Annotated in this window: 22 protein-coding genes and 4 tRNA genes; 7 read left to right on the top strand and 19 right to left on the bottom strand. The window is 54.4% G+C overall.

Annotation, left to right across the window (positions count from 1 at the left end; translation table 11 throughout):
- The 16 genes from RV1423_RS02000 to RV1423_RS01920 all read right to left on the bottom strand — a co-directional run bounded on the left by RV1423_RS02000 (position 1) and on the right by RV1423_RS01920 (position 17259).
- Positions 1-1458, bottom strand: a complete 1458-nt coding sequence (locus tag RV1423_RS02000; RefSeq protein WP_034292604.1) for an ATP-binding protein — start codon at positions 1456-1458, stop codon at positions 1-3.
- 70 nt (positions 1459-1528) lie between these two features.
- On the bottom strand, positions 1529-3307 hold the full coding sequence (locus tag RV1423_RS01995) for an ATP-binding protein (RefSeq protein WP_034292602.1): 1779 nt from the start codon (positions 3305-3307) through the stop codon (positions 1529-1531).
- A 903-nt stretch (positions 3308-4210) separates the two neighbouring features.
- Complete coding sequence (gene tenpIN, locus RV1423_RS28885) at positions 4211-4720, bottom strand: type III toxin-antitoxin system TenpIN family toxin (RefSeq protein WP_034292598.1); 510 nt, start codon at positions 4718-4720, stop codon at positions 4211-4213.
- Between the two features lie 264 nt (positions 4721-4984).
- Positions 4985-6103: a MobV family relaxase gene (gene mobV / locus RV1423_RS01980; RefSeq protein ID WP_231502016.1), complete on the bottom strand. Its 1119-nt coding sequence runs from the start codon at positions 6101-6103 to the stop codon at positions 4985-4987.
- Between the two features lie 198 nt (positions 6104-6301).
- On the bottom strand, positions 6302-7579 hold the full coding sequence (locus RV1423_RS01975; RefSeq protein WP_034292596.1) for a phage integrase SAM-like domain-containing protein: 1278 nt from the start codon (positions 7577-7579) through the stop codon (positions 6302-6304).
- Positions 7580-7662: 83 nt separating this feature from the next.
- Positions 7663-7739, bottom strand: a tRNA-Asp gene (locus RV1423_RS01970).
- Positions 7740-7764: 25 nt separating this feature from the next.
- Positions 7765-7840, bottom strand: a tRNA-Val gene (locus RV1423_RS01965).
- A 50-nt stretch (positions 7841-7890) separates the two neighbouring features.
- On the bottom strand, positions 7891-8163 hold the full coding sequence (locus tag RV1423_RS01960; protein WP_034292595.1) for an HU family DNA-binding protein: 273 nt from the start codon (positions 8161-8163) through the stop codon (positions 7891-7893).
- Positions 8164-8468: 305 nt separating this feature from the next.
- On the bottom strand, positions 8469-10874 hold the full coding sequence (lon, locus tag RV1423_RS01955) for an endopeptidase La (protein WP_034292594.1): 2406 nt from the start codon (positions 10872-10874) through the stop codon (positions 8469-8471).
- Positions 10875-11168: 294 nt separating this feature from the next.
- On the bottom strand, positions 11169-12434 hold the full coding sequence (gene clpX, locus RV1423_RS01950) for an ATP-dependent Clp protease ATP-binding subunit ClpX (protein WP_034293076.1): 1266 nt from the start codon (positions 12432-12434) through the stop codon (positions 11169-11171).
- A gap of 283 nt (positions 12435-12717) precedes the next feature.
- Positions 12718-13344, bottom strand: a complete 627-nt coding sequence (gene clpP / locus RV1423_RS01945; protein WP_034292593.1) for an ATP-dependent Clp endopeptidase proteolytic subunit ClpP — start codon at positions 13342-13344, stop codon at positions 12718-12720.
- 52 nt (positions 13345-13396) lie between these two features.
- Positions 13397-14743, bottom strand: coding sequence for a trigger factor (gene tig / locus RV1423_RS01940; protein ID WP_034292591.1), 1347 nt, complete (start codon positions 14741-14743; stop codon positions 13397-13399).
- 173 nt (positions 14744-14916) lie between these two features.
- Complete coding sequence (locus RV1423_RS01935; protein WP_034292589.1) at positions 14917-16260, bottom strand: amidase; 1344 nt, start codon at positions 16258-16260, stop codon at positions 14917-14919.
- Positions 16261-16263: 3 nt separating this feature from the next.
- Positions 16264-16749, bottom strand: a complete 486-nt coding sequence (locus tag RV1423_RS01930) for a CreA family protein (protein ID WP_051516421.1) — start codon at positions 16747-16749, stop codon at positions 16264-16266.
- 113 nt (positions 16750-16862) lie between these two features.
- Positions 16863-17060 carry a DUF1653 domain-containing protein gene (locus RV1423_RS01925; RefSeq protein ID WP_034292588.1) on the bottom strand — a complete coding sequence of 66 codons (198 nt, stop codon included), beginning with the start codon at positions 17058-17060 and terminating at the stop codon, positions 16863-16865.
- A gap of 112 nt (positions 17061-17172) precedes the next feature.
- Positions 17173-17259: transfer RNA gene (locus RV1423_RS01920), tRNA-Leu, on the bottom strand.
- Positions 17260-17565: 306 nt separating this feature from the next.
- Between RV1423_RS01920 and hpnC the strand changes: the two genes are divergently transcribed.
- Positions 17566-18381, top strand: a complete 816-nt coding sequence (hpnC, locus tag RV1423_RS01915) for a squalene synthase HpnC (protein ID WP_034293072.1) — start codon at positions 17566-17568, stop codon at positions 18379-18381.
- A gap of 92 nt (positions 18382-18473) precedes the next feature.
- On the opposite strand, the gene RV1423_RS01910 is transcribed toward hpnC, so the two are convergent.
- Together RV1423_RS01910 and RV1423_RS01905 are read right to left on the bottom strand one after the other, a co-directional pair.
- Entirely contained in the window at positions 18474-18818 is a 345-nt protein-coding gene (locus RV1423_RS01910; RefSeq protein ID WP_034292586.1) for a hypothetical protein, read from the bottom strand.
- A 182-nt stretch (positions 18819-19000) separates the two neighbouring features.
- The gene (locus RV1423_RS01905) at positions 19001-19207 is read right to left on the bottom strand and encodes a hypothetical protein (protein ID WP_034293070.1); all 207 of its coding nucleotides are present in this window, start codon (positions 19205-19207) and stop codon (positions 19001-19003) included.
- A gap of 163 nt (positions 19208-19370) precedes the next feature.
- On the opposite strand from RV1423_RS01905, the gene RV1423_RS01900 reads away from it, so the two are divergent.
- Together RV1423_RS01900 and dbpA are read left to right on the top strand one after the other, a co-directional pair.
- Positions 19371-19447: transfer RNA gene (locus tag RV1423_RS01900), tRNA-Met, on the top strand.
- A gap of 136 nt (positions 19448-19583) precedes the next feature.
- Positions 19584-20987, top strand: a complete 1404-nt coding sequence (gene dbpA, locus RV1423_RS01895) for an ATP-dependent RNA helicase DbpA (RefSeq protein WP_034292584.1) — start codon at positions 19584-19586, stop codon at positions 20985-20987.
- Positions 20988-21060: 73 nt separating this feature from the next.
- Here the strand turns inward: dbpA and RV1423_RS01890 are convergent, their stop codons facing one another.
- Positions 21061-21897 carry an HDOD domain-containing protein gene (locus RV1423_RS01890; RefSeq protein ID WP_034292582.1) on the bottom strand — a complete coding sequence of 279 codons (837 nt, stop codon included), beginning with the start codon at positions 21895-21897 and terminating at the stop codon, positions 21061-21063.
- A 309-nt stretch (positions 21898-22206) separates the two neighbouring features.
- Here RV1423_RS01890 and hpnD point away from each other — a divergent pair, with 309 nt between their 5' ends.
- From hpnD to RV1423_RS01870, 4 genes are all read left to right on the top strand, one after another.
- The gene (gene hpnD / locus RV1423_RS01885; RefSeq protein ID WP_034292580.1) at positions 22207-23040 is read left to right on the top strand and encodes a presqualene diphosphate synthase HpnD; all 834 of its coding nucleotides are present in this window, start codon (positions 22207-22209) and stop codon (positions 23038-23040) included.
- A 3-nt stretch (positions 23041-23043) separates the two neighbouring features.
- Positions 23044-23487, top strand: coding sequence for a YxeA family protein (locus tag RV1423_RS01880; RefSeq protein ID WP_231502015.1), 444 nt, complete (start codon positions 23044-23046; stop codon positions 23485-23487).
- On the top strand, positions 23471-24829 hold the full coding sequence (hpnE, locus tag RV1423_RS01875; RefSeq protein WP_051516420.1) for a hydroxysqualene dehydroxylase HpnE: 1359 nt from the start codon (positions 23471-23473) through the stop codon (positions 24827-24829). Before RV1423_RS01880 ends, hpnE begins: the two co-directional genes overlap by 17 nt.
- 134 nt (positions 24830-24963) lie before the next feature.
- Positions 24964-25365, top strand: a 402-nt coding sequence (locus RV1423_RS01870; RefSeq protein ID WP_034293066.1) for an alpha-hydroxy-acid oxidizing protein, incomplete at its 3' end; no start/stop codon positions are given.

Below are 25365 nucleotides of genomic sequence, written 5' to 3'. Positions count from 1 at the left end.
TCACATCCTCCGCATGACAGGCGTCACAGGTAATTGAAAAACGATTTCCGCCCCGTTTCCGGGTGCGGAGCTGATGTCCATCGTGCCCCCCACCAGAACGGCACGCTCTTCCATGTTCAGCAAGCCGAAGCTGGTGCCCGAAATGGCATTACTGCGGGCCTTCTCCAGATCGAAGCCCTTGCCGTCGTCGCGAATGCTGACGTTGAGGTGCCCCTGGCGCTGGCTGACCTTGACCCAAATATTTTGTGCATCGGCGTGACGCAAAATGTTGGTGACAGCTTCCTGCACGATGCGAAAGCAGGTGTTCTCGATATCGTGATGCAGTTCCTCGGACAGCGGCGAACTTTCAAACCAGCCTTTCACGTTCGCCAGGCGGGACTTGTTCTCGACATAGGAACGCAAGGTGGCGATCAGGCCGAGATTGTCCAGTTGCGGTGGTCGCAGGTCGAGCGACAGGCTGCGCACCTGCGACAGCACGGCAGCGACGATGTCGATGCCGTTCTGCAGCGACGGACCTTCCAGTGAGCCGGTTTTTTTGATGGTTTCCAAATTGATCTTGAGCGCAGTCAGCGACTGGCCGACGTCGTCGTGCAGGCCGCGCGCCAGATGCTGGCGTTCGCGTTCCTGCACCTCGATCACGCGACTGGCCAGCATTTGCTGGCGCTGCATGGCCTGCTCCAGTTCCTTCTGCGAGTTGACGCGTTCGGTCACATCCATCGCCAGCCCTGCCGCCAGCATCTTGCCGTCGCTGCCAATCGGGAAGCGCACCATGTCCATGGTCTTGGGATTGTGATTGGCGTCGAATACGGTCTCCTGGGTGTGCATCTCGCGATTGCTTTCCAGCACCTTGCGGTCGTTGGCCTGGACGTTTTGTGCAGCGCCGCCGGACATCAGGTCGAAATCGCTGAGGCCGATCATGTCGCTAGGCGTCATGCCGAAAAAGGCCGATTGCGCCGGATTGACATAGAGATAGCGCAAGTCTGCATCCTTGATCCATGCCGGCATCGGCGCCGCGTTCATGAAGGCATGGAAACGCGCCTGCATCTCGCGCAAGGCCACTGCGCTGGCGCGCTGCTTGCGCCGCACCAGGGCGTCGCGCAGCTCGCGCTCGACCGCGATCGGCAGGCGCGCTATGGCGCTTTTGAGGAAATAATCCTGCGCTCCCGCTTTCATCATCTCCACTGCGGTCTGCTCGCCGATGGCGCCGGAAACAATGATGAATGGAATCTGATCGTTCTGCTTTTTCACCAGATCCAGCGCATCGACCGCGCTGAACATCGGCATCGAATAATCCGATATCACGATATCCCATGTGTCGCGCAAGGCAGCCTCCATGTCCGGCCCGGTGTCGACACGCTGCCAGGTCGGCTCGAAACCGCCGCGCTTGAGCTCGCGAACCATGAGGATCACGTCTTCTTCCATGTCTTCGACAAACAATACCCTGAGTGGAATACTCATAAAATTCGCTTCCCGCCCCAATTCTTGTTACGACCGTCGCCCAGGCGCCGGTCATGGCATCATGCCGCCACTATAGCTCCCTGCGCGGCAAGGCAAAATAAAAAGTAGCTCCCTCGCCCGGCCTGCTCTCAGCCCACACGCGACCGTTGTGCCTGACCACAATGCGTTGTACCAGCGCCAATCCGATCCCGGTGCCGGCAAAGTCTTCCTGCCGGTGCAAGCGCTGGAAAGCACCAAACAGCTTGTGCACATAACGCATGTCAAAGCCGACGCCGTTGTCCTGCACCTGGTAAATCACTTCTTCCGGCGTTGTCGTGGACGACACACGCACTATCGGGTGCTCGGCTTTCTGGCTGAACTTGAGTGCATTTCCCAACAGGTTTTCCCAAACCTGACCGATCAACCCCTGGTTGGCTATCACATCTTCCAACGGGTCGATAATGAACTCAACCCTGTCATTTTCGCGTCGCAGACTGGCAACGCCTTGCTCGACAAGCTTCTGCATGGAGAAATTTCCCAGCGTCAGCTCGCCGGTAGCCGACTTCGACAGCTTGAGCAAGTCGCTGATGAGCGCATCCATCTTGCTGACATTCTTGCGGATAACCTGCAGCAGTTCCCTGCCCTTGGCATCCAGCGCATCTGCGTAATCCTCCTCGATCATCATGGCATAGCCTGAGATGGCGCGTAGCGGAGCGCGCAAGTCGTGCGAGACCGAATAGGAAAAACTCTCGAGTTCCTTGTTGACGTTGCTCAGGCGTTGAGTCTGGCACCTCAGGCTGGCATTGAGTTCTTCGATTTCCTTCTCGACCTGCCTGCGCGCGGAAATATCGTGGATCACGTTGCGGCTGACGACGCGACCGGTCTCGGGGTGCACGTCAGTACTTGCACTCATCAACACGGGAAAATACGTACCGTCGGCGCGCAGATAATCGATGTCGACGCCGTTGACGCCCCTGTCGCGCTGAAATCTCGGCCAGATTTCCTGTTGATAGCGTTCGGCGCCGGCCTCGCTCATCAGGTCGGTCTGCCTCATCTTGGCCACAACCTGTTCGCGCCGATAGCCGAGCCAGGATAGTTCAGTGTCATTGATTTGCACGATCAGGCCGCTTTCTTCGTCAATCGAGTGATAGCCGCACGGCGCCTGATTATAGAGCGCCTCAACTTCAGCCGCGTAGATTTGCGCTTTGGTCTGGGCTTCCTCGCGGCTGAGCGTCTCGCGTTTAAGACGCAGGCACACGGCAATCAGCATCGCGATGCTGACGATGCTGCCGCCGGCAATAGCCAGGATGACCCAGCGAATGCCGGTGGCCATCTCGCTTGAACGCTGGACCAGTGATGCGCCCTCGATTTCCTTGAGAACGGCGAACTGTTGACGGATGTCTTCGCTCAGGTCGCGGTCATGTTCATCAATATTGTGGATGCGTGCATTCTTATCTGCCTCGATCAGCGTGCGCGCCAGTTCGACGCGCTTGGCGACGGTCTGACTCAGATGCGCCACCCGGTCGAGCTGCTCCTGGTTGTCGAACTGCAAGCCCCGTAAACCGTTGAACAGGCTGGATAGCAAGGTACGGTCCGCCTCGAAACTCAACAGATATTCATGCCTGCCAGAAAGCGCATAGCTGCGTGCACTGGCAACCAGATCGTGCAACGTCCACTGGCTTTCTTCCAGACGTTGCAAGATGGTATGTGTATGCTGCACCCGTAGCGACCGCGCCTCGAAGATCCGCACGCTGCGATAAGACACCGCGGTGGCGACACCGATCAACAACAACGTCGCGAGAATGAGGAAAAGACCGGTATTTGCCAGCGACGACTTTTTGTTCGACTCTCGTTTGCTTGATATTGGCATCGTGATGGCGAGTCCCTAAAGACCTGAAGCGTTTATCGGGGGCGCCCGGCCTTGATTTCCCCTCTTTTGGAATCCATTGCAAAACATCACACATTTTGTTTCCGGACATAACCTTGAGGTGCCAGAAGGCGGCTGGTGCGAACGCACATTGATTCCGACGAATTATTTATATGATTTACGTCGGCGCCACATTCGATTTCTTATCTCCTGCATTAAAAGAAAAGCATCGAAAATACTAGGTTTCTTCTATTTTTCGGAGTGACGCCATTTTTTCTTGCTGCGAAAAGTCACCATAAATACGTAAAATGTGACTATCTCCACGTACTTATATGAAATATCTAAAAATGGCTTACTACATGGGAGCAATGAGAATTTATTCTACAATATACTCAAATTAATATTGCTACAAAACTGTATTTTATTCAGACAAAGAAAAATGACGTATTCATTGGAATGTCGATTCCCGGCGTCGACGGCCGGGCTCGGGCAACCGCTGTAAAAGCCTGGGGGTGTTTTGCATCTGGAGATATGAATGAAAAACACAAACAAGAACGCCCGCTTGGCTTCACCAAGCGGGCGTTTCAATTTTTAGCGGAGTGGACGGACGTGGCTCTCCCGCATATGTGCAGGCTGCGGAATCGCTTGCAAGCGACGATTCCCTTCTCGCCCGCCAGGAGCCGCGCAGGCGGCTCCCTCCACTCCGCTTTTAATCGGGGATTTGCGAAGCGAATCCGGATGTAAACGTAAAAACGCCCGCTGACGCGGGCGCTTTTTATCTGGCGGAGTGGACGGGGCTGTTCAAAAAAAACACCCCAAAAAAAAATTCACCAATAAAATCAAAGGCATAGCAGCGGTATATTTAAAAAAATTGCTACCTAAATCGATACCACATAAAATTAATTATTAAACAACCTTTACTACAGTAACCTTGGGCAAAATTCCGAGTTCTGGATGATAATTTTGCAAAGTAGTGTGTCTGTATTCCATACTATTAAGAATGTTGTGATCACTTTTTTTCTGTGCGGCAACATACTTTTCAACATAGTCATTAAAAAGCTGCTCAATATAGTATTGCTTTGAAACCAATTTCTTATGTTCAACGGCGTCTATCTTGAACACTTGTGATGATAGATAATGTGGCTGGGAAATCAAAAGTGCTTTGGAAAAATCCAAACCTTTTCCGTAGGGGGTTTTACCCTTTACATAGCCTGGATTTCGAACAGTAAAATATGCTGCTTGATGATTGATATGACTTCTTAAGGGTATTCCAAAAGTTAGCTCATTTATTGCTATTACAACAATGCCATAACCCCTAATTTTAGTAGGATCCCATATAGTTCCAGTCTTATCCATAACCTGCACCAAATGGGTATTAGCTGGATAAAAGGACGGATCAAGCTTGACAAGTTGCATAAGCACTTTCAATAGACCAAAAAAAACCCCTTTCGGGGTTTTTTCTGGCAGTTATTTCTGTTTGGATACTTTTACTTATTAACGTGGGGCTAATCCTACCGCCACAATATTTCTGTTTGAAGTCTTCTGTGTTTAACGTGGGGCGCTTCTACCGCCACAAACTGCAAACAAACTATACCATTAAGAAAAAGCAATGTCAATCCACGCTTGATTTTATAGTACATCACCCACTACAGCCCGCCGCCGCCTGTCAACTGTAAAAGTTTACAGTTTCACTTTTTGACTAGTAGATTTCAAAGTTGATTTTTTGGCAAGATCACCACCACCAAGCTTGTGCAGCAACGTGGAATTTTCTTCCTTTAACTTCTTGATAATATTTTGTTGTTCTTGAATCAACTGAGCATCCACAATTGCACGATTAATAGCATCGGCATAAACCTCATTTCGCTGCTTAAGCACCTCTTCTTTTTCCTTGAGTTCAGCATCTCTTTTACTCAAGTCTTCAGCCCATTGCTTGATATCAAGTGCATATTTCTCACGAAGTGCTTTGTTCTGTTTCAGAACATTATTTAGTATTGGCTTGAACTTCTCTCTTACTTCTTCGATAGAAACCTTATTAGAAAAAAAGCTGGTTTCTAAACTCTCAATAGATTTCTCTATCTGTTTTGCATAGTCAGAATTTAACGCTTTATCCACCATCGCATAAAATTCTTTTAGTGATTTGTGTTTTCTCATACTCCCTTTTACCCCCCTTTTTAGTCCAAATTTTTTATTCCAATCAGCGTGCCTGGTATGCAGTGCAGACAAAAAATCTGGGTCATATCTTTTAGCATTTAATGACCAAGTCTCCTTGAAAAATTCACCCTTCTGATTTCTATACTTTTTCACAGATTTAATTTCTGTACCGATCATAAAATGTAGATGAGGTGTTTTTTCATCTAAATGAAGAATCGCAATTTTTAATTGCTCACCAAATTCTTTTTTAAAAAATTCAACTTGATGAGCTGCCCATTCATCAATTTGCTTTGCAGATTTTTTCTCAAAAAATTCTGGCGAAGCTGATACAACAAACTCCATCATTAACACATTGTCTTTTTTTTCTTTAATGTCAAGGGACTGATAAAACGAAGTTAGCTTTTCTTGAAGGTCACTAGATTTCTTTGTATCCACATTTAATGTGTTCACAAAAATTTTATTGAGATGGGATCGATTTGAATCGATATTGTTTTGATCTCGCAGCCTGAAGTTGTGTTCAGCAGCTTGTGTGATTTGAGATCTCGATTTGACTTTTTCTGTTCTTAGAATATTATTATTCATAGCACCTCCTGTTATTGTTTTTATATGTGCATATAAATAATTTAGCAGTTTTTTGGTGCTAGTCAAGATGCCATCCCTCGGGTTGGCATCACTCACTATACCAACCCCTATGGGGTTGCGTGAGCAAGGGATACTCCCTTGACCCTAAAGAAAAAATCAACAGCCACACCTTTAAGGATTACATCCTTAAAAATCCTGTCCCACACAAAAAAAAATCCTGCTCGATGGCAGGATTATTTTTTATGCGGTTTAGAAAATTATGCGTTACTCCTCCACTTTTTTCTTACTCATCGCAATATCCAAAATTTTTTCTTGAGCTGGTTTTGTGATCTTACTTAACTCATCAAGACTAAATTTTTTCGAGTAAGTTGCCACATTCACTGCCTCAATTTCGTGTCCAAAAAATTGGCATCTCGGCTCATACTCAACTCCATTTTTCAAAAAATAATCATTAAGAAATTTTCTGATTGAATGGAAAACTAATTTATCACGATCGATTTTTAACTCATCCAACTGTCGTTTAAATTTTTTTCCAACGGCATTACCCGACCCTTTTCCATCTCTTGGCGCATACTTGAAAACTGCTTCTTTTTTCTCATCAAGAAAAGGAAGCAACCCAAAATCTGTAAACAGAATTTTAGGTATTGGCACTTCTCTTTTTCCTGCCGCTGTTTTTGAATTCCTAATCGAGATCAAATAATTATCTTTATTACTAACCTGAAATTGACCACGAGTTAGCGAAGTAATTTCACTTACTCGGCAACCAGTTACTAATGCCAGCAGCAGCACATAATAATAATCAGGGTCAGAAGTTTTCTGTTCTTGGAAATACTCACTTGAGAAAATTTGCTGAATTTCCTGTTCCTCGAAAATTCCATAACCTTCGGTTAATTTTTGTTTTTTTGTGAGTAGTGTCATATTTTCTGCTGGATTTTTCCCAGACAAATAACCCTGCTTGATCGCAAAGTTTAATAATGATTTGATGTAACCAACTTTCCCATCAATGGTTCTGGGAACATTTCCTTTGGTGGCTAAAAATTCTTGATAACGTGTAATGTCACTCACCAAAATTTCAGTGATAAAACATTTTTTCTGGAAAAAGTTGGAAAATTCGTTAACGGTATTTCGATGTGCCAACACAGTAGCAGGACGAAGTTTTTTTAATAAATTAAACTTATCCAGTAACTCCATCAACGTCAGTCCTGACTGCGTAGCAGCATGCCCCACTGGGGCAGAAACTCCTAAAGAGTGGGGTTGCTGTTGATGTTGTTTTTGACTTTTTGTGAGTAAAGATAAGGCTTCCATCATACGAGCATGATCCTCAGGACCATCTGCCTTAGCAATCCCCCTAGAAAGGTCTATTTCGAATTTTCTGACCTTAGACAAATCAATTGCCATCTGAACCTCTTCTAATAGCTTAGAAGCTCTAATAATAGCTTGTGTGGGGTCTGCTGTATGGAGTGAGCGTTTGACTTGCTTACCAAAAATTCTAGTATGCAGGTAGTAACTAGAACCTCTGAGATAGATGGGAAGTTTGAGCATTTTTGGATTTGCTACCAAAATTGCTACCAGCCCAGAATGAGAAAAGCCTTATAACTCTATGAGCTATAAGGCTTTAATGATATTGGCGGAGCGGACGGGGCTCGAACCCGCGACCCCCGGCGTGACAGGCCGGTATTCTAACCAACTGAACTACCACTCCTAAATCGTTGCTGACTATCGAGATCTGGTGGGTGCTGAGAGGCTCGAACTCCCGACCCGCGCCTTGTAAGGGCGCTGCTCTACCAACTGAGCTAAGCACCCGCACCTTGAGCCCAAACAGTCATTTGTCGTCTGTCAACGACGAAAGACCGCTAGTTTAGCGCATCTTTTAAAGCTTTGCCAGGTTTAAATTTGGGCACTTTCGCTGCCTTGATTTTAATCGCCGCCCCGGTGCGCGGATTGCGGCCCGTGCGCGCTGCACGCTTGCCGACGGAAAATGTACCGAAACCAACCAGGGTAACGGAGCCGTTTTTCTTCAATGTCGTTTTCACTGCGCCGATGACAGCTTCCAGCGCACGCGCCGATGCTGCTTTCGAGATATCGGCCGATTCGGCAATGTGATCGATCAATTCGGTTTTATTCACTTACGCCCCTTTAGACAAAGATGGAACAAGTTTGAATTTCGCGACGGCGCCGCCCCCGGTCGATGAGGCCCGGCACGCATCACGCGCGATGCAGAAAATTCTGCAGAACGTATTAAACAAGCCGCAAATCCTTGTGTCAAGCGGTTTACCGGCGCACACTCCTGCGATGGAAAGAGGACCCTTTGCAACAACGTAAAACGTTTTACTTTTCAATAACGATCTAAAAAGAGATAAAAAAAGCGCTCCGAAGAGCGCTTTTTTCGTACTTCATATCCTGCATCGTAAAAACACAGGACTGAATGACATCAGTGCTTCACGACGCTGGGATCTGTCGATTCCTTGGGCGCGACTGCGGCAACCACCGCTTCATCATCGCTCAGGGGAACCGGTTGGCGTTCCAGCGCAATTTCCAGGACTTTGTCGATCCAGCGCACCGGCACGATTTCCAACTTGTTCTTCACGTTGTCGGGAATCTCGGTCAGGTCCTTGACATTCTGTTCCGGAATCAGGACCGTCTTGATGCCGCCGCGATGTGCCGCCAGCAGTTTTTCCTTCAGGCCGCCGATCGGCAACACTTCGCCGCGCAAGGTAATTTCGCCGGTCATCGCCACATCCGCACGCACCGGAATACCGGTGAACACCGACACCATGGCCGTGGTCATCGCAATACCGGCCGATGGACCATCTTTCGGCGTTGCGCCTTCCGGCACGTGGATGTGGATGTCGCTCTTCTCGAATATGTCGCTCCTGATGCCGAGCTTGTGCGCACGACTGCGCACCACCGTGCGTGCCGCTTCGATCGACTCCTTCATCACGTCGCCCAGCGTGCCGGTGCGAATAACGCCGCCCTTGCCGGGCATGGTGACCGATTCGATAGTCAACAGATCGCCGCCCACTTCGGTCCATGCCAGACCGACGACCTGGCCGACCTGGTTTTCCTTTTCGGCGATGCCGAAATCGAAGCGGCGCACGCCGAGGAACTTGTCCAGATTGCGCGATGTGACAGTGACCTTCTTCTCCTGCTTTTTCAGCAGCAGCAGCTTCACGACCTTGCGGCATATCTTCGACACTTCACGTTCCAGCGAACGTACGCCGGCTTCGCGGGTGTAGTAGCGAATGATGTCGCGGATCGCCGATTCGGCCACGCTGATTTCACCGTCCTTCAGACCGTTGTTCTTGATCTGTTTGGGCAGCAGATAACGTTGCGCGATGCTGGTCTTTTCATCCTCGGTGTAACCAGACAGGCGAATCACTTCCATCCGGTCCAGCAATGCCGGCGGGATATTGAAGGAGTTGGACGTCGCCACGAACATCACATCCGACAAGTCGAAATCGACTTCGATGTAATGGTCGGAGAAAGTGTGGTTCTGTTCCGGATCCAGCACTTCCAGCAATGCCGACGACGGATCGCCGCGGAAATCCATGCCGAGCTTGTCGATTTCGTCGAGCAGGAACAATGGATTGCGCACACCAACCTTGGCCAGGCTTTGCAAAATCTTGCCCGGCATGGAACCAATGTAAGTACGGCGATGGCCGCGGATTTCGGCTTCGTCGCGTACGCCGCCCAGCGCCATGCGCACGAACTTGCGGTTCGTGGCGCGCGCGATGGATTGGCCCAGCGAGGTCTTGCCCACGCCCGGAGGTCCGACGAAGCACAGGATCGGCGCTTTCAGCTTGTCCACACGCTGTTGCACGGCAAGATATTCGAGGATGCGTTCCTTGACCTTGTCGAGGCCGTAGTGGTCGCCTTCCAAGACTTTCTCCGCATGCGGCAAGTCGTTGTTGACCTTGGATTTCTTCTTCCACGGCAAACTGACCAGTGTGTCGATGTAATTGCGCACGACGGTGGCTTCAGCCGACATCGGCGACATCAGTTTGAGTTTCTTCAGTTCGGACTGCGCCTTTTCCAGAGCTTCCTTCGGCATCTTGGCGGAGAGGATTTTCTTCTCCAACTCTTCGAGGTCGGCACCGTCTTCGCCTTCGCCCAGTTCCTTCTGGATGGCCTTGACCTGCTCGTTCAGGTAGTACTCGCGCTGCGACTTTTCCATTTGGCGCTTGACGCGACCACGGATTCGCTTTTCGACCTGCAGGATGTCCAGTTCGCCTTCCAGTTGGCCGAGCAAATGCTCGTGACGCTTGGCGACATTGAAGATTTCCAGGATGACCTGCTTTTGTTCGAGCTTGAGCGGCAAGTGTGCGGCGATAGTGTCCGCCAAACGGCCGGCATCGTCGATGCCGGCCAGCGAGCTCAGGATCTCAGGCGGGATCTTCTTGTTCAGTTTGACGTACTGGTCGAACTGCTGAACGATGGTGCGGCGCATGGCTTCCACTTCGGCCTCATCGCCCAGTTCGGATTCGACTGGTGTCAGATCGGCAACAAAATGGGTGTCCAGTTCGCTGATGTGATGAATGCGTGCGCGCTGCGCGCCTTCGACCAGCACCTTGACGGTGCCGTCGGGCAACTTCAGCATTTGCAGGATATTGGCGACGCAGCCGATTTCATAGATGTCGTCCGCCGAGGGTTCATCCTTGGCTGCGGCTTTCTGAGCGGCAAGCATAATGCTCTTGCCCTGCTCCATCGCAGCTTCCAGTGCCTTAATGGACTTGGGGCGGCCAACGAATAAAGGAATCACCATATGCGGGAAGACAACAACATCCCGCAACGGCAGCAGAGGCAATTGCGTTTGTTCGGTGAGAGTAGAAGTCGTCATGGCGAGCCTTATCAAAAGTTACTGTTAGTGATGTTGGCGCGAGCTGTTAAAACACAAGCCCAGATTGAAATAAAACACGACAACTTTTCGTTGAAACAAGGTTAAAACCACGTTAACAAAAAGACAAGGGTGCGGCAAAAACCTAACAAAAAGCAAATAAAAAAGCCACACACGAAGTCGCCCTCGGGTGGCTTTACGATGGAAGCCGGAGTGATGTCCGCAGTTTATTGTACCGCTTTTAGTCTTGATGAATACATCCGGCGTGCTTTGCCGCCGGATGTATTCTACGGCCGTTCAAGCGCCCGAAACCTTGGGCTGTTCGTGGTAGATCAGCAAAGGCTTGGCACCATTGGTAATGGTGTTTTCGTCGATCACTACCTTGGCGACGTTTTGCTGGCTCGGCAGTTCGTACATCACGTCCAACAAGGCGTGTTCAAGGATGGAGCGCAAGCCGCGCGCACCGGTCTTGCGCGCCAGCGCCTTCTTGGCGATCGCCTGCAGCGCGGCGGGACGGATTTCCAGTTCGGCGCCTTCCATTTGCAACAGCTTGGAATATTGCTTGATCAACGCGTTCTTCGGCTCCAGCAGGATCTGGATCAGCGCTTCTTCATTCAACTCATTGAGCGTTGCAATCACCGGCAGACGGCCGACCAGTTCAGGAATCAGGCCGAATTTGACCAGATCGTCCGGCTCGGCGCGCAGCAGCACTTCGCTGGCGGTCTTTTGCGACGGGCTCTTAACGTTGGCGCCAAAACCGATGCCGCTCTTTTCGGAACGCTCGGAAATGATCTTCGCCAGGCCGTCGAAGGCGCCGCCGCAAATGAACATGATGTTGGTCGTGTCGATCTGCACGAAATCCTGGTTGGGATGCTTGCGGCCGCCTTGTGGAGGCACCGACGCCATGGTGCCTTCGATCAGTTTCAGCAGCGCCTGCTGCACGCCTTCGCCGGAAACGTCGCGGGTGATCGACGGATTGTCGGATTTGCGCGAGATCTTGTCGATTTCATCGATATAGACGATGCCCTTCTGCGCCTTCTCGACTTCGTAGTTGCAGTTCTGCAGCAGCTTCTGGATGATGTTCTCGACGTCTTCGCCGACATAGCCGGCTTCGGTCAGCGTCGTCGCATCGGCGATCACGAACGGCACGTTCAACATGCGCGCCAGAGTCTGGGCCAGCAAGGTCTTGCCCGAACCGGTCGGACCGACCAGCAGGATGTTGCTCTTGGCCAGTTCGACGTCGTCCTTCTTGCCGAGATGCTTCAGGCGCTTGTAGTGGTTGTACACGGCAACCGACAGGATGCGCTTGGCGGTCGACTGGCCGATCACGTACTGGTCGAGCAGTTCGGAAATCTCTTGCGGCGTCGGCAGGTCGGACTTGGCGCCTGCGACCGACTCAACGCTGGAAGCTTCATCGCGAATGATGTCATTGCACAAATCGATGCATTCGTCGCAGATGAATACCGACGGACCTGCGATCAGTTTCTTGACTTCATGCTGACTTTTGCCGCAAAACGAGCAATAAAGCAGCTTTTCGCCGCTGGAAGATTTTTTCTCGGACATATAGGGCAAATGTGAATAGAGTACGGCTTGATCATACCTGCGATTTCATGATTCGTCACGAAATCGACATATTTGGAAGCCGGTGAAAACCAGCCCCTAGACTATCTCATATAGGATCGCAGACAAAAAAAGCAATAAGGCGGAAATCCGGCCCTGATCACTGCATTGACTCGCTCCTGCGTTGACGCAGTGCAAAAAGAAAATGCCCGAACCGAAGTCCGGGCATTTGCTGGAGATACAGCGATTCACACGCAAAATACACTGCAACCAAGAATTACGCGGATCACGCGCGTTTCTGTAATACCTGATCGATCAGGCCGTATTCAGCAGCGGCTTCTGCCGACATGAAGTTGTCGCGATCGGTGTCCTTGCTGATCTGATCGATCGTGCGACCGGTCTTTTCAGCGAGGATGGCATTCAGGCGCTCACGCAGATACAGGATTTCACGCGCCTGAATTTCGATGTCCGACGCCTGCCCCTGCGCACCGCCCAGAGGCTGGTGAATCATGATGCGCGAGTTCGGCAGCGAAAACCGCTTGCCCTTGGCGCCGGCGGCCAGCAGGAAAGCGCCCATCGACGCCGCCAGGCCGGTGCACAGTGTGGAAACGTCCGGCTTGATGAATTGCATCGTGTCGAAAATCGCCATGCCGGCCGAGACCGAGCCGCCCGGGGAGTTGATGTACAGCGAAATATCCTTGTCCGGATTTTCGCTTTCCAGGAACAGCAACTGCGCCACTACCAGGTTGGCGGTCGCATCATTGACCGGGCCGACCAGGAAAATGATGCGCTCTTTCAGCAAACGCGAATAAATATCATACGCACGCTCGCCGCGACCGCTTTGCTCGATCACCATCGGCACCATGCCGAGCATTTCTGTGTCCAGTGCGGACTGCCTAATCAAACCTGTCATGTGCATTCCTTATGCGTCGAAGTCTTCTCTCATGTTACCCGAGAAGGTCGGATTACGCTTGCGGCTGGTTGCCCATCAAGGCGTCAAACGCGACCGATTTCTCGGAAACCTTGGATTTACCCAGCACGTAGTTGACGACGTTTTCTTCCAAAACAAGGGCTTCGACTTCGGCCAGGCGGCGACGGTCGCTGAAGTAATACTTCAGGACTTGTTGCGGGTCTTCATAGCTTTGCGCGAAGTCTTCGACTTGCGCCTTGACTTGTTCTTCGGTGGCTTCCAGCTTGTTGGTCTTGACGACTTCCGCCAGGATCAGACCCAGGCGAACGCGGCGCTCGGCTTGCGCGGCGAACAGTTCGCGCGGCAATTGCATGCCCTTCGGATCCATGCCGCGCTGCGCCATGTCCTGATGCGCCATTTCAACCAGGCGCTCGATGTCTTGTTCGACCAATGCCTTCGGCACCTCCAGTTCGCTGACCTTGATCAGGGCGTCCATGACGCTGTCCTTGGTCTTGGCCTTGGTACGGGCGTTGACTTCACGTTCCAGGTTGCGCTTGATGTCTTCGCGCATCTTGGTCAGGTCGCCGTCTTCGATGCCCAGCGACTTGGCGAATTCCGCGTCAACTTCCGGCAGATGCGCCCATTCCAGCTTTTTCAGCGTAATGGTGAATTCCGCTGTTTTGCCGGCCACGTCCTTGCCATGGTAATCGGCAGGAAATGCCAACGGAAAAGTCTTGGACTCGCCGACCTTCAGCCCGATCGTTGCGGCTTCGAACTCTGGCAACATGCGGCCTTCGCCGAGCACGAACGGGAAAGCCTCAGCCTTGCCGCCCTGGAATTCGACGCCGTCGATCTTGCCGACGAAGTCGACAGTGGCGCGGTCGCCGCTCTGTGCGGATGGTTCGCCGCCGTCGCCGTGCGCGCCTTGTTCGCCCTTGACGTGGTAGTGCACGCGTTGCTTGCGCAGGATATCCAGCGTCTTGTCGATTTCGGCGTCGGAAACGGCCGATGTGGTCTTCTCGACTTCAGCCGAGGACAGATCGCCGATTGCGACTTCCGGATAGACTTCAAATGTTGCGTCGAACGCCAGCGAACCTTCAGCCACGCCTTCGCTGGTCTTTGGCTCGATCTTGGGATAACCGGCAACGCGCAGGTTGTTTTCGACGGCGACGTCGTTGAATGCGCGGCCGACCTTGTCGTTCAGCACTTCGGTTTCGACCTGGTAGCCGAACTGGGCGGCCACCATCTTCATCGGCACCTTGCCTGGACGGAAGCCTGGCGCCTTCGCTGTGCGGGCGCGCACTTTCAGGCGTTTTTCAACTTCTGCCTGCACGTCGGCCAGAGGAAATGTCAGGGTGATGCGGCGCTCAAGTTTGCTCAAAGTTTCGACTGCAGTTGCCATGTGAATCGTCCAAAAATTAATGAATTCCGTGGTGCGGCCCGGATGGCAAGAACGTGAAAAACGTCGCTTTTTTGCCCTGCCCGGCCGCGCTAAAGTCCGCTATTTTATACGGAAAAGATGCCCTTGCGCCAAAACGGCGATCTTCGGCCAACAAAATCAGCCGATGGCGTCGCTTAGCCTTGCTGTGCAGGCAAAATTGCCTCCACCGCACGGCTGATCGCCAGAATGCGCGCATCGTCGCCGTTCAGGCCGCATATGCTAATGCCGACCGGCAACCCGTTATGGGTCGGACAAGGCAGATTGAGCGCGCAACCGTCGAGAAAATTGATCACGCTCGGATTGCGCAACACCAGCCCGTTGATTGCAAAGAAAGTCTCGTCGCTGTCTTGCAACGGTTGTAACAGCGGCGGCACAACCGGCACCGTCGGCATCAGCCAGGCATCGAACACCGACAGGCGGCGCTTCGCCTGGGCAATGATGCGCCGGCGCGCTGCCAGCAAATCGATATAGTCGGCGGCAGTCTGCTGCGCGCCGCGACGAATGCGCACCGCCACACGCTGGTCGTATTGATCCGCCGAGGCGTCGAGCAACCGGCGATGCCAGGCCCACGACTCCGCCGCGCTGAAACCGCCACCGGCATTAATCACCGGCAACTCTTTCAGTTCAGGAAACGCAAACCGCTGGATCAATGCCCCCGCGCTTTGCAAACGCGACAACGCCGCGTCGAACGCCATACGCACCGTATCGTCCATGCCATCAGCCACGACATCCTCAGTCACGCCAAAACGCAGGCCCGCCAACGGCACGGCATCCGTTTCCAGCGTTGCGCCGGACAAAATGGCGTCGGCAATCGCGCAACAATCGACGCTGCGCGCCAACGGTCCCGCGGAATCCAGCGTGGTCGACAGCGGCACCGCGCCTTGCAGGCTCACACGCCGCGCCGTCGGCTTGAAGCCGGTCAGGCCGCAGAACGCAGACGGAATTCGGATCGAGCCGCCGGTATCGGTGCCGAGCGCCATCACAGCCATACCGGCCGCCACGCTGACCGCGCCGCCCGAAGTCGAGCCGCCGCTCACACGCTGCACGTCCAATGGATTGCGTGGCGTGCCGTAGTGCGGATTCAGGCCAAGCCCCGAAAATGCAAACTCGCTCATGTTGGTGCGGCCGAGCAGGACAGCTCCGGCATGCCGCAAACGCGCCACCGCAGGCGCATCGGACTGTGCTGCCGGTGCATTCGCCAATACACGGGAACCAGCGGCGGTGACTTCGCCCTGCACGTCGAACAAATCCTTGATCGATACCGGCAAACCGGCCAGCAGCGACGGCACATTGCCAGCCGCACGCGCCGCATCGCTGGCGTGCGCAGCAGCCAGCGCACGATCGACATTGACGCCGACATAGGCTGCTCCGCCCTGCCCGCGATACGCGGCGATGCGTTCCAACGCCTGTTCGACCAGTTTGACGCTGGTGGTTTGTCCTGCCTGCAATTCTGCCGCGAGTGCCCTGATTGTCTTCATGTTTTATTTCACCGGGATAGGAGTGGACGCGGCAACCGGAACTGCGGTAATCGCGTTCATCGGACTGCCGTCGATCAATTTGTCGGAATAGGTCAAATATACCAAGGTGTTGCGTTTGACATCGACCAGTCGCACGATATGCAGACGTTTGAACAGGATCGACATGCGTTCGGAGAACACATCCTCTTGCACGGGAACGGTGCTCTTGAAGGTAATTGAAGCTGCCACCTGACGGCAGGCGATCGACGCCTCGGCCTTGTCTTCGGCAAGACCGACCGTGCCTTTGACGCCACCGGTACGCGCCCGCGAAACATAGCAGGTCACGCCCACGACTTTCGGGTCGTCGTAAGCTTCGACGGCAATGCGGTCATTCCTGCCGAGCCAGCGGAACGCCGTACTGACATCGCCAAGCTCCTGCGCTTTGGCTAACGATACGACAGACGCCGACACAATGAAAACCGCCGCAGCCAGACACCATACTTTGCGCATAACTTATCCCTATATATAAGCACTATAAGCAATGAAACGAAGTCAAGACATTAACAGATGCGACTCATCTTCCTGATATCTTCTTGAGAGAAGAATCGCAGGATTTTACTGAGCTAATCGGCGGCGTCCAGCAACGCGAACCGCGGCACGCGCTTGCCGTCGACCTCGATGATTTCATGAAACACATCCTTCGGCCGGATCCATACCACACCGCTGGCGGCGCGATAGACTACCATCGGCGTCAAATCTGATTCCAGTATCGCTTCGTGCAGGAATTCGTAAATCCCGCCCTTGTAATGTTGATAGCGCATACATGCCCCGGCAAAAAAACTCAACTGAACAACAAATGGAAATCGCCCGGAGCGTCACGCGAACAGGGTCAGCGCTTCTTGGCCGGGCGAACGGGAAACCAAAGGGAATTGTTGGTGCGAGGGAGGGGACTCGAACCCCTACACCATTGCTGGCGTCAGGACCTAAACCTGATGCGTCTACCAATTTCGCCACCCTCGCTGAAAGGTGCAATCATCGACCGGGTTACGTTGGATTTTTCAGCGGATACGCCGGAGAACCAGAGCCTGTCAATGAGGTAGCATTTTTATTGCAGCCCGCTATTCTACTGCAAGCTTGGCCGACTGTCTGCGTTTTTATATGGCCACGGTGCAATTTTTCCAGAGCCTCCTCCCTCTGAACAGCGCGGCTGATACGAAAAGCGAAACGGCCGTATTTTTCCTTTACTATTCGGGACACAAAATCCTGCGGCCGGATATCTTTCGCCGCTCAAGATTCTTATCGACTTCTATTGGACGCTTCATTTGCATGGCCGCTGACCATTACGAAAATTTCCCCGTCGCGTCGCTGCTGTTGCCGGCCCGCCTGCGCCCTGCCGTCAAGGCCATTTATGCCTTTGCGCGCAGCGCCGACGACATTGCAGATGAAGGCGATGCCGAACCGGCAGCACGGCTGGCCGCCCTCGCCGCCTATGAGCAGGAACTGGACTGCATTGATGCTCGGCAACCTCGAGGCAATTCGATGTTCGCCTCCCTGGCCGGCGTCATCCGCGAATACGAACTGCCGATGGCGCCGTTCCGCGATCTGCTGTCGGCCTTCAGGCAGGATGTCGTCACCACACGTTACCGGAACTTCGACGATCTGCTCGACTATTGCCGCCGCTCCGCCAACCCGGTCGGCACCCTGATGCTGCATCTGTATCACGCGGCGACATCGGACAACCTGCGCGACGCCGACGCCGTCTGCTCCGCGCTGCAACTGATCAATTTCTTGCAGGACGTCGCCATCGACTGGAAAAAGCAGCGCATCTACCTGCCTCTGGAGGATATGCAGCGCTTCGGCATTACGGAACAACACATTGCCGCGGCCGATTGCAACGCCGCGTGGCGGGCGTTGATGCAGTTCGAGATCAACCGCGCGCGCGCGATGATGCTGTCGGGAGCGCCGCTGGCGTGCAGGCTGCCGGGACGCATAGGCTGGGAACTGCGCATGGTGGTACAAGGCGGTTTGTGCATTCTGGAACGCATTGAACAAGCGAACGGCGACGTTTTCAGACTGCGACCGCAACTGGGAAAACGCGATTGGTTGCTGGTGGTGTGGCGCGCGATGGCGATGCAGGGCTGAAAACTGCCTGTTTCTGCATACGAAAAAGCATCTTCATTGTGAAGATACTTTTTCACTACCGGGGGAAACCGTCCTCATCCCAACAAGACTGCCTATTGCCCCTTGTTCAGATCGCTCTGCGGCTGCGGCTGGGCGAGCCGGGCATCTCGTTCGGCAGCGGACTCCTTCTTTTCCGCCTTCAACTCCTGCTTGGCAGCCTTCCTGTCAGCCTTGCCTTGTTGCTTGATCGCCTTCTTCTGCTTCTTGTACTCTGCCTTCGCGCCGGCATCGGATTGACGCTTCTGGACATACGGATCGTTGGATACGCCATTGGCTGGCGAAGCCGGAACGGTCATGCCGGGCGAAGCGGGAACATCCATCGTGCTTTGTTGTTGCGCCATTGCGCCGCCGGTGACGGCCAGCATTGCGGCGGTAAGGATGAGCTGACGGGTTTTCATATGCAAATCTCCTTGTACTTTGATTTCGACGAATCCGTCGCACGGAAGCGAATATCCTGAATGTCTGTCAGACATCGCCGGACACCTTATCCAGTCTGGCTTTGCGACGGGCATGCTTTAGTAGAAGGCAGAAATGCAGAATGGTTCAACCTCATTTGCAATCGCGTGCAGATGTTCTTGCTTCAGCGTTTTTTCCGCCCTTGCTTGTAGATCGTCCGCGCATCCTGCAGCGCCCGCTCCTGCGTGCGCAAGTTCTCATCGTCATCGTGCGCGACGAAGAACTCATTGGCTTGCGCCTGCACCACCAGCTTGATCGCATCGGCGTCGCTGACGTCGTACAGCTCAGTGATCAGTGTCGTCACTTCGTCCAGGTATTCTTCATAAGTCATTTTGCTCATTCGATGCTCCTTGCCTTCATCGCCTTATCGTTCATAAAACGCGCAGTGTAGGCGCCGATGCGCATCCACGTCCATCCGCACCATGAATTTGCATGAACAGGCAAATGACCGCTTGCTATTCAAATCGATGCTCTGTAGAATTCGCTCCCTCAGACGCGGGGTGGAGCAGTCTGGCAGCTCGTCGGGCTCATAACCCGAAGGTCGTAGGTTCAAATCCTGCCCCCGCAACCAAATATACGTACCGCAAGGGCTTGCACATGGCGACATCGGTGCAGGCCCTTTCGTTTTATGCCGCTCCCGCGGCATGCGCGAAGCCCCACAGCGGCTCTGTTAGACTTTCCTCATTTCGTCGCGCTCAGGCTCAATCATGGTGAACACTGCGTCCACATCCTCTTCTTTTTCCAATCTGGCGCTGACGCCGGCGATGATCGCCAATCTCGAATTGCTCGGTTATCGCGAAATGACGGCGATCCAGGCCGCGAGCTTACCTGCTGCGCTGGAGGGACGCGACCTGATTGCCCAGGCTAAGACCGGCAGCGGCAAAACCGCGGCGTTCGGCATCGGCATGCTGCACAAACTCAATCCCAGCTATTTCGCGATCCAGGGCCTGGTGCTGTGTCCGACGCGCGAACTGGCGGACCAGGTATCGAACGAACTGCGCCGCCTGGCGCGCTTTACCGACAACATCAAAATCCTGACATTGTGCGGCGGCACGGCAATGCGCCCGCAAATGGCGTCGCTGGAACATGGCACCCACATCGTCGTCGGCACGCCGGGCCGCATTCGCGATCACATCGGCCGTGGCAGCATCAATCTCGCCACTGTGCAGACGCTGGTGCTGGACGAAGCCGACCGCATGGTCGACATGGGCTTTTATGAAGACATCGAAGGCATCGTCAGCGCCTGCCCGGCACGGCGCCAGACCTTGCTGTTCTCGGCGACCTATCCCGACGATATCCGCAAGGCCAGCGCCCGCTTCCTGCGCGATCCGGTGGAAATCAAGGTCGAGGCTCAGCACGACGACGAAAAGATCGAGCAACGCTTTTTCGAAGTATCGGCAGAACAGCGTAACTTTGCCGTGGCCCGCCTGCTGCAGCATTACCAGCCGGTGTCGACGCTGGCGTTCTGCAATACCAAAATCCATTGCCGCGAACTGGCCGACGAATTGCGCGCCCAGGGCTTCAGTGCCCTCGCCCTGTACGGCGACCTGGAACAGCGCGAGCGCGATGAAATCCTGGTCCAGTTCGCCAACCAGAGCTGTTCGGTGCTGGTCGCGACCGACGTCGCCGCGCGCGGCCTCGATATCGCCAACCTCAGCGCCGTCATCAACGTCGACGTCACCCGCGACACCGAAGTCCACATCCACCGCATCGGCCGCACCGGCCGCGGGCAAGAACGCGGACTGGCGCTCAACCTCTGTACGCCCAACGAAAAGCGCTGGGTCAAACTGATTGAGGAATACCAGAAAGCGCCGGTGCAATGGTTCGACCTCGATACGCTCGATGCCAATGAAGACAAGGTCTTGCGTGCGCCGATGCGCACCTTATGCATCCAGGGCGGCAAGAAAGACAAACTGCGTCCCGGCGATCTATTGGGCGCTCTGACCGGCGACGTCGGCCTGACCAAGGAGCAGGTCGGCAAGATCAACGTGTTTGAGTTCTCAACCTATGTTGCGCTGGACTATCGCATTGCCGAAAAGGCTTATGCACGCCTGAGCGACGGCAACATCAAAGGCAGAAATTTCAAGATGCGGCTGATGCGCGCGGCCTGACCTGTCAAGACGCGCAGCCGCAAAAAAAAAGCAGCCGCGAGAACAGGCTGCTTTTTCCGGACGCCGAGGCTCGTCAGATCAGCAGTGCCGACGTCAGCGAACGGATTTCATCCGCAGAGTCTTCCAACACATCATGCAAAGAGTCATCGCCGATGAAGTCGTCCACGATAGTGTCGGCTTGGCGCCCGCTTTCCAGCAGGCTCTTATGGAACGGCGAAGGCACCGGCGACAATTCCTTGGCCAGCAGCAATACATCGCCCAAGGTCTCAGGCGGCAACACGCGGATACCGTGCCACAGCGATTCGACCGCAGCAAGCACTGCTTCCGGAATGCCGAGCTTTTTCAGCACGGCGCGACCGATCATCTTTTCGCCATATTCAGCCCAATCTTCAGCATTACCGTCGAGCAGACCGGGAAACTCGTCGGTGCGCGACAACAGGTAAAAGCCGCCGACTTCATGAACGATGCCGGCGAACATCGCGGTTTCCGGATCGAGACGCGTCATTTTCAACGCGATCACCTGCGCCAGCGCGGCCACGTTGGCGGTATGCTCCCATAACTGCGCCGCTTTGACGCGCATTTCGGGGTCGGAAATATTACGTCCCAACTGACGCACGATGACGGCGGTCGTAATCGCATTCAAGGTCTTGAAACCTAGCCGCATGACGGCCGTGCGGACATTGTTGATTTCGCCGCCGGAGCGGTTGTAGGCGGCTGAATTGGCGATCGCCACGGTGCGCGCCGACAACAGCGGCTCGGCCATGACCAGCTTGGCGGCGGCCTCGAGATGGCAATTCGGATCGTTGAGCGCCTGCTGCAATTTGATCGATGCATTGACATTGGTCGGAAACACCAGCTCGCCGCGGCCGGCCTGCACTGCAATGCTTCTGAAAGCTTCCAGTCTGTTCATGAAGAATTAGTCTCCTCGCCTTGATGTTGCTTTACTCACCTCTGTTGCGTCTGTTTTGTATTTTTATCAACAGTATCCGCATCCAGATCATCGCCGCCGTCTCCGCAGCGCTTGCCGGCAGTCAATGCCTCGCTGCCCTCAGCTTAATGTACAACGTCTGCTGCTGCAACCAGATATCTCGATCGTTTCCAAAGGAATTCCCGGCACGATGGACATACCTGCGAATATAAAGCCGATTGCCCTTCCTCCCCTAGTCGGCTAGCATAGCGGCTTCGCGCATTGCGCCCGCCTTTATCGCCATCCCAGTTCATGTCTCCTGACGAATATTGCCAGCAAAAAGCCGCCCAAAGCGGGTCCAGTTTCTATTACAGCTTTTTGTTCCTGCCGCCGGAGCGCCGCCGCGCCATCACTGCTTTATATGCATTCTGCCGCGAAGTGGACGATACCGTCGATGAAATCGAGGATGCCGGCGTGGCGCGCACCAAGCTGCTCTGGTGGCGCAAGGAAATTGCTGCAATGCTCAACGGGAACCCAAGCCATCCGGTCACCCTGGCTCTGCAGCCGCATGTGGCGACGTACGGCCTCAAGGCCGAGCATCTGCAAGCCGTCATCGACGGCATGGAAATGGATCTGGACCAGACCCGCTATCTCGATTTCGCCGGCCTGCAGCGTTACTGCTGGCACGTTGCCAGCGTGGTCGGCATCCTGTCGGCGAGCATCTTCGGCGTGACACAGGGCGGCACCTTGCTCTTTGCGGAAAAACTCGGGCTGGCGTTCCAACTGACCAACATCATCCGCGACGTCGGCGAAGACGGACGCAAGGGCCGCATCTATCTTCCGGTCAGCGAATTACAGCAATTCAACGTCACCGCCGCCGACATTCTTAATGCACGCCACAGCGAAAATTTCGAGAAGCTGATGCGATTCCAGGTTGAACGCGCCCAGCGTGTTTACGATGAAGCATTCGCTTTGTTGCCGAAACAGGACCGCCGCGCCCAGCGCCCCGGCCTGATGATGGCGGCGATCTATCGCACCCTGCTCGAAGAAATCGAGCACGACGGCTTCCATGTATTGAACCAGCGCATTTCGCTGACCCCGATACGCAAGCTCTGGCTGGCGTGGAAGACGTATATCCGGGGCTGACGATTGCGCGAAAATCGCACGGTAAAGCGACTGAACTTTAGCGCCGTCGAAACGTCAATTCACTTTCCGGAATTGGCGGACAGGAAGATGAAACGCATTTATGTACTATCCTTGCTCGCTGGCGTCGCCTTTGCCGCCAGCGTTTTGTTGAGCCCGGCGTTCAACAGCTTGCTGAACCGTTTCGGCAAGGACCAGTTTTATGTCTACGTGATCGACGCAGGAAAAAGAATTTTGCCTGGCGCCGTTGTGAAAGAGATATACGAATATCGGCTGCCGGCCATGGATGAAAGCGGTGAGCAAAAGACGCTGACATTCACGGCGGACAAGCAATTGTCGCTCGACACTTATCTGCGACTGTATGTGTCATCGGCGAACAAGGTCACGGCGTGGGAAGAAGTGCAGCAGCAGGAATTACCGAACCGGATCAAGAATGGGAACCTTCCCTGATAACAAAAGCAGTGATCGCATCGCCGTCATCGGCGGCGGCTGGGCCGGATGCGCCGCCGCCGTCAAACTCTCGCAGGCAGGCAAGCGCGTCAGTCTATTCGAAGCCGGCCGCACCTTGGGCGGCCGCGCACGCCGCGTAGAAATCGACGGACGCACGCTCGACAACGGCCAGCATATTCTGCTCGGCGCCTATCGCGCCACCCTGGACATCATGAAGACAGTCGGCATTGACGCCGGCCAGGCCATGCTGCGCCTGCCCTTGCAGATGCGCTATCCGGCCGGGACCGACGGCATGGACTTTATCGCGCCGCGATTGCCCGCGCCGTGGCATATGCTGACGGCACTGATCCGCGCCACCGGACTCGCACGCGACGACAAGATGGCGCTGGCGCGCTTCACGACCACGGCGCGCTGGATGGGTTGGCAATTGCATGAGGATTGTTCCGTTGCCGAATTGCTGGAACGCTTCGACCAGACCGAACGACTCACGCGTCTGATGTGGACGCCGCTGTGCATCGCCGCGCTCAACACACCGCCGCAACGCGCCTCGGCGCAGGTTTTCCTGAACGTGCTGCGCGACAGTCTGGGCGCGCGCCGTGCAGCGTCGGACATGCTGATCCCGCGCACTGATCTGACCGCCCTGTTCCCGCAACAAGCCGCAGCTTTCATTGAACGGCACGGCGGCAGTGTCGGTTGCGGACAGGCGGTGTCGTCGATTGCCGCGTCCGCCGCCACATCAGGCCGCTGGGACATCGGGCTCAGGCAAAGCGACGAAACCGCATTGTTCGATGGCGTGGTCATCGCCACTGCGCCGGAAACCGCCGCCGATCTGCTGGAGGGCATCGACGGCGCCTTCGACACGACGCCTCTGCGCGCTTTCACCTATGAACCGATCACGACCTGCTATTTGCAGTATCCGGTGCAACTGCGCCTGAAGCAGCCGTTGTATGCGCTGACCGACAATCCGGACACGACGGCATGGGGACAATTCGTGTTCGATCGCGGTCAGCTCAGTCACGCCGAAACCGACGCCGGCTTGCTGGCGGTAGTCGTCAGCGCGGCCGGCGATGCCATCGCCCAAGGCCATGCCGCGCTGGCCGACGGCATCGCAGCCCAACTGGCCCGGCAACTTCAGAATCCTCTCCTGAAAACGCCTTTGTGGAGCAAAACCATCTCCGAAAAGCGCGCCACCTTTTCCTGCACGCCGGCCTTGTCGCGCCCCGACAATACGAACATGCCGCCCGGCCTGGCGCTGGCCGGCGATTATGTCGCCGGCGACTATCCGGCCACGCTGGAAGCTGCCGTACAAAGCGGCATCAAGGCTGCCAGCCTATATTTATAGGCAGCGGCAAGATTGTTCGATTTTTTTCAGCGAAACTTTTCATCTTTCTCTCAACCGGATTCACCCCATGATGGGCCAGTTTGATCTACGATACGGTCAAATTTTATAGACTCAACCTATTTCGGAGAATAAATATGCCCGTCATCACCTGTGTCGAAGATTTGCGCATCCTGGCAAAGAAACGGGTACCCAAGGCCTTTTACGACTACGCCGACAGCGGCTCCTACACCGAGAGCACCTACCGCGCCAACAGCGACGACCTGGCCGCACTGAAGCTGCGCCAGCGCGTGGCCATCAACGTCGACCAGCGTTCCACCCGCACCACCATGATCGGCCACGATGTCGCCATGCCGGTGGCCATCGCTCCGACCGGACTGACCGGCATGCAATGGGCCAACGGCGAAATGCTCGGCGCCATCGCCGCCGAAAAGTTCGGCATCCCGTTCACGCTGTCGACCATGAGCATCTGCTCCATCGAAGACGTCGCCAGCGTCACCACCAAGCCGTTCTGGTTCCAGCTCTATGTGATGCGCGAC

It is taken from the genome of Herbaspirillum sp. RV1423, from assembly GCF_000577615.1.
Lineage (GTDB): Bacteria > Pseudomonadota > Gammaproteobacteria > Burkholderiales > Burkholderiaceae_D > Herbaspirillum.
The sequence above is the reverse complement of the archived record's forward strand: the minus strand, read 5'-3'. Positions and strand labels throughout refer to the sequence as shown.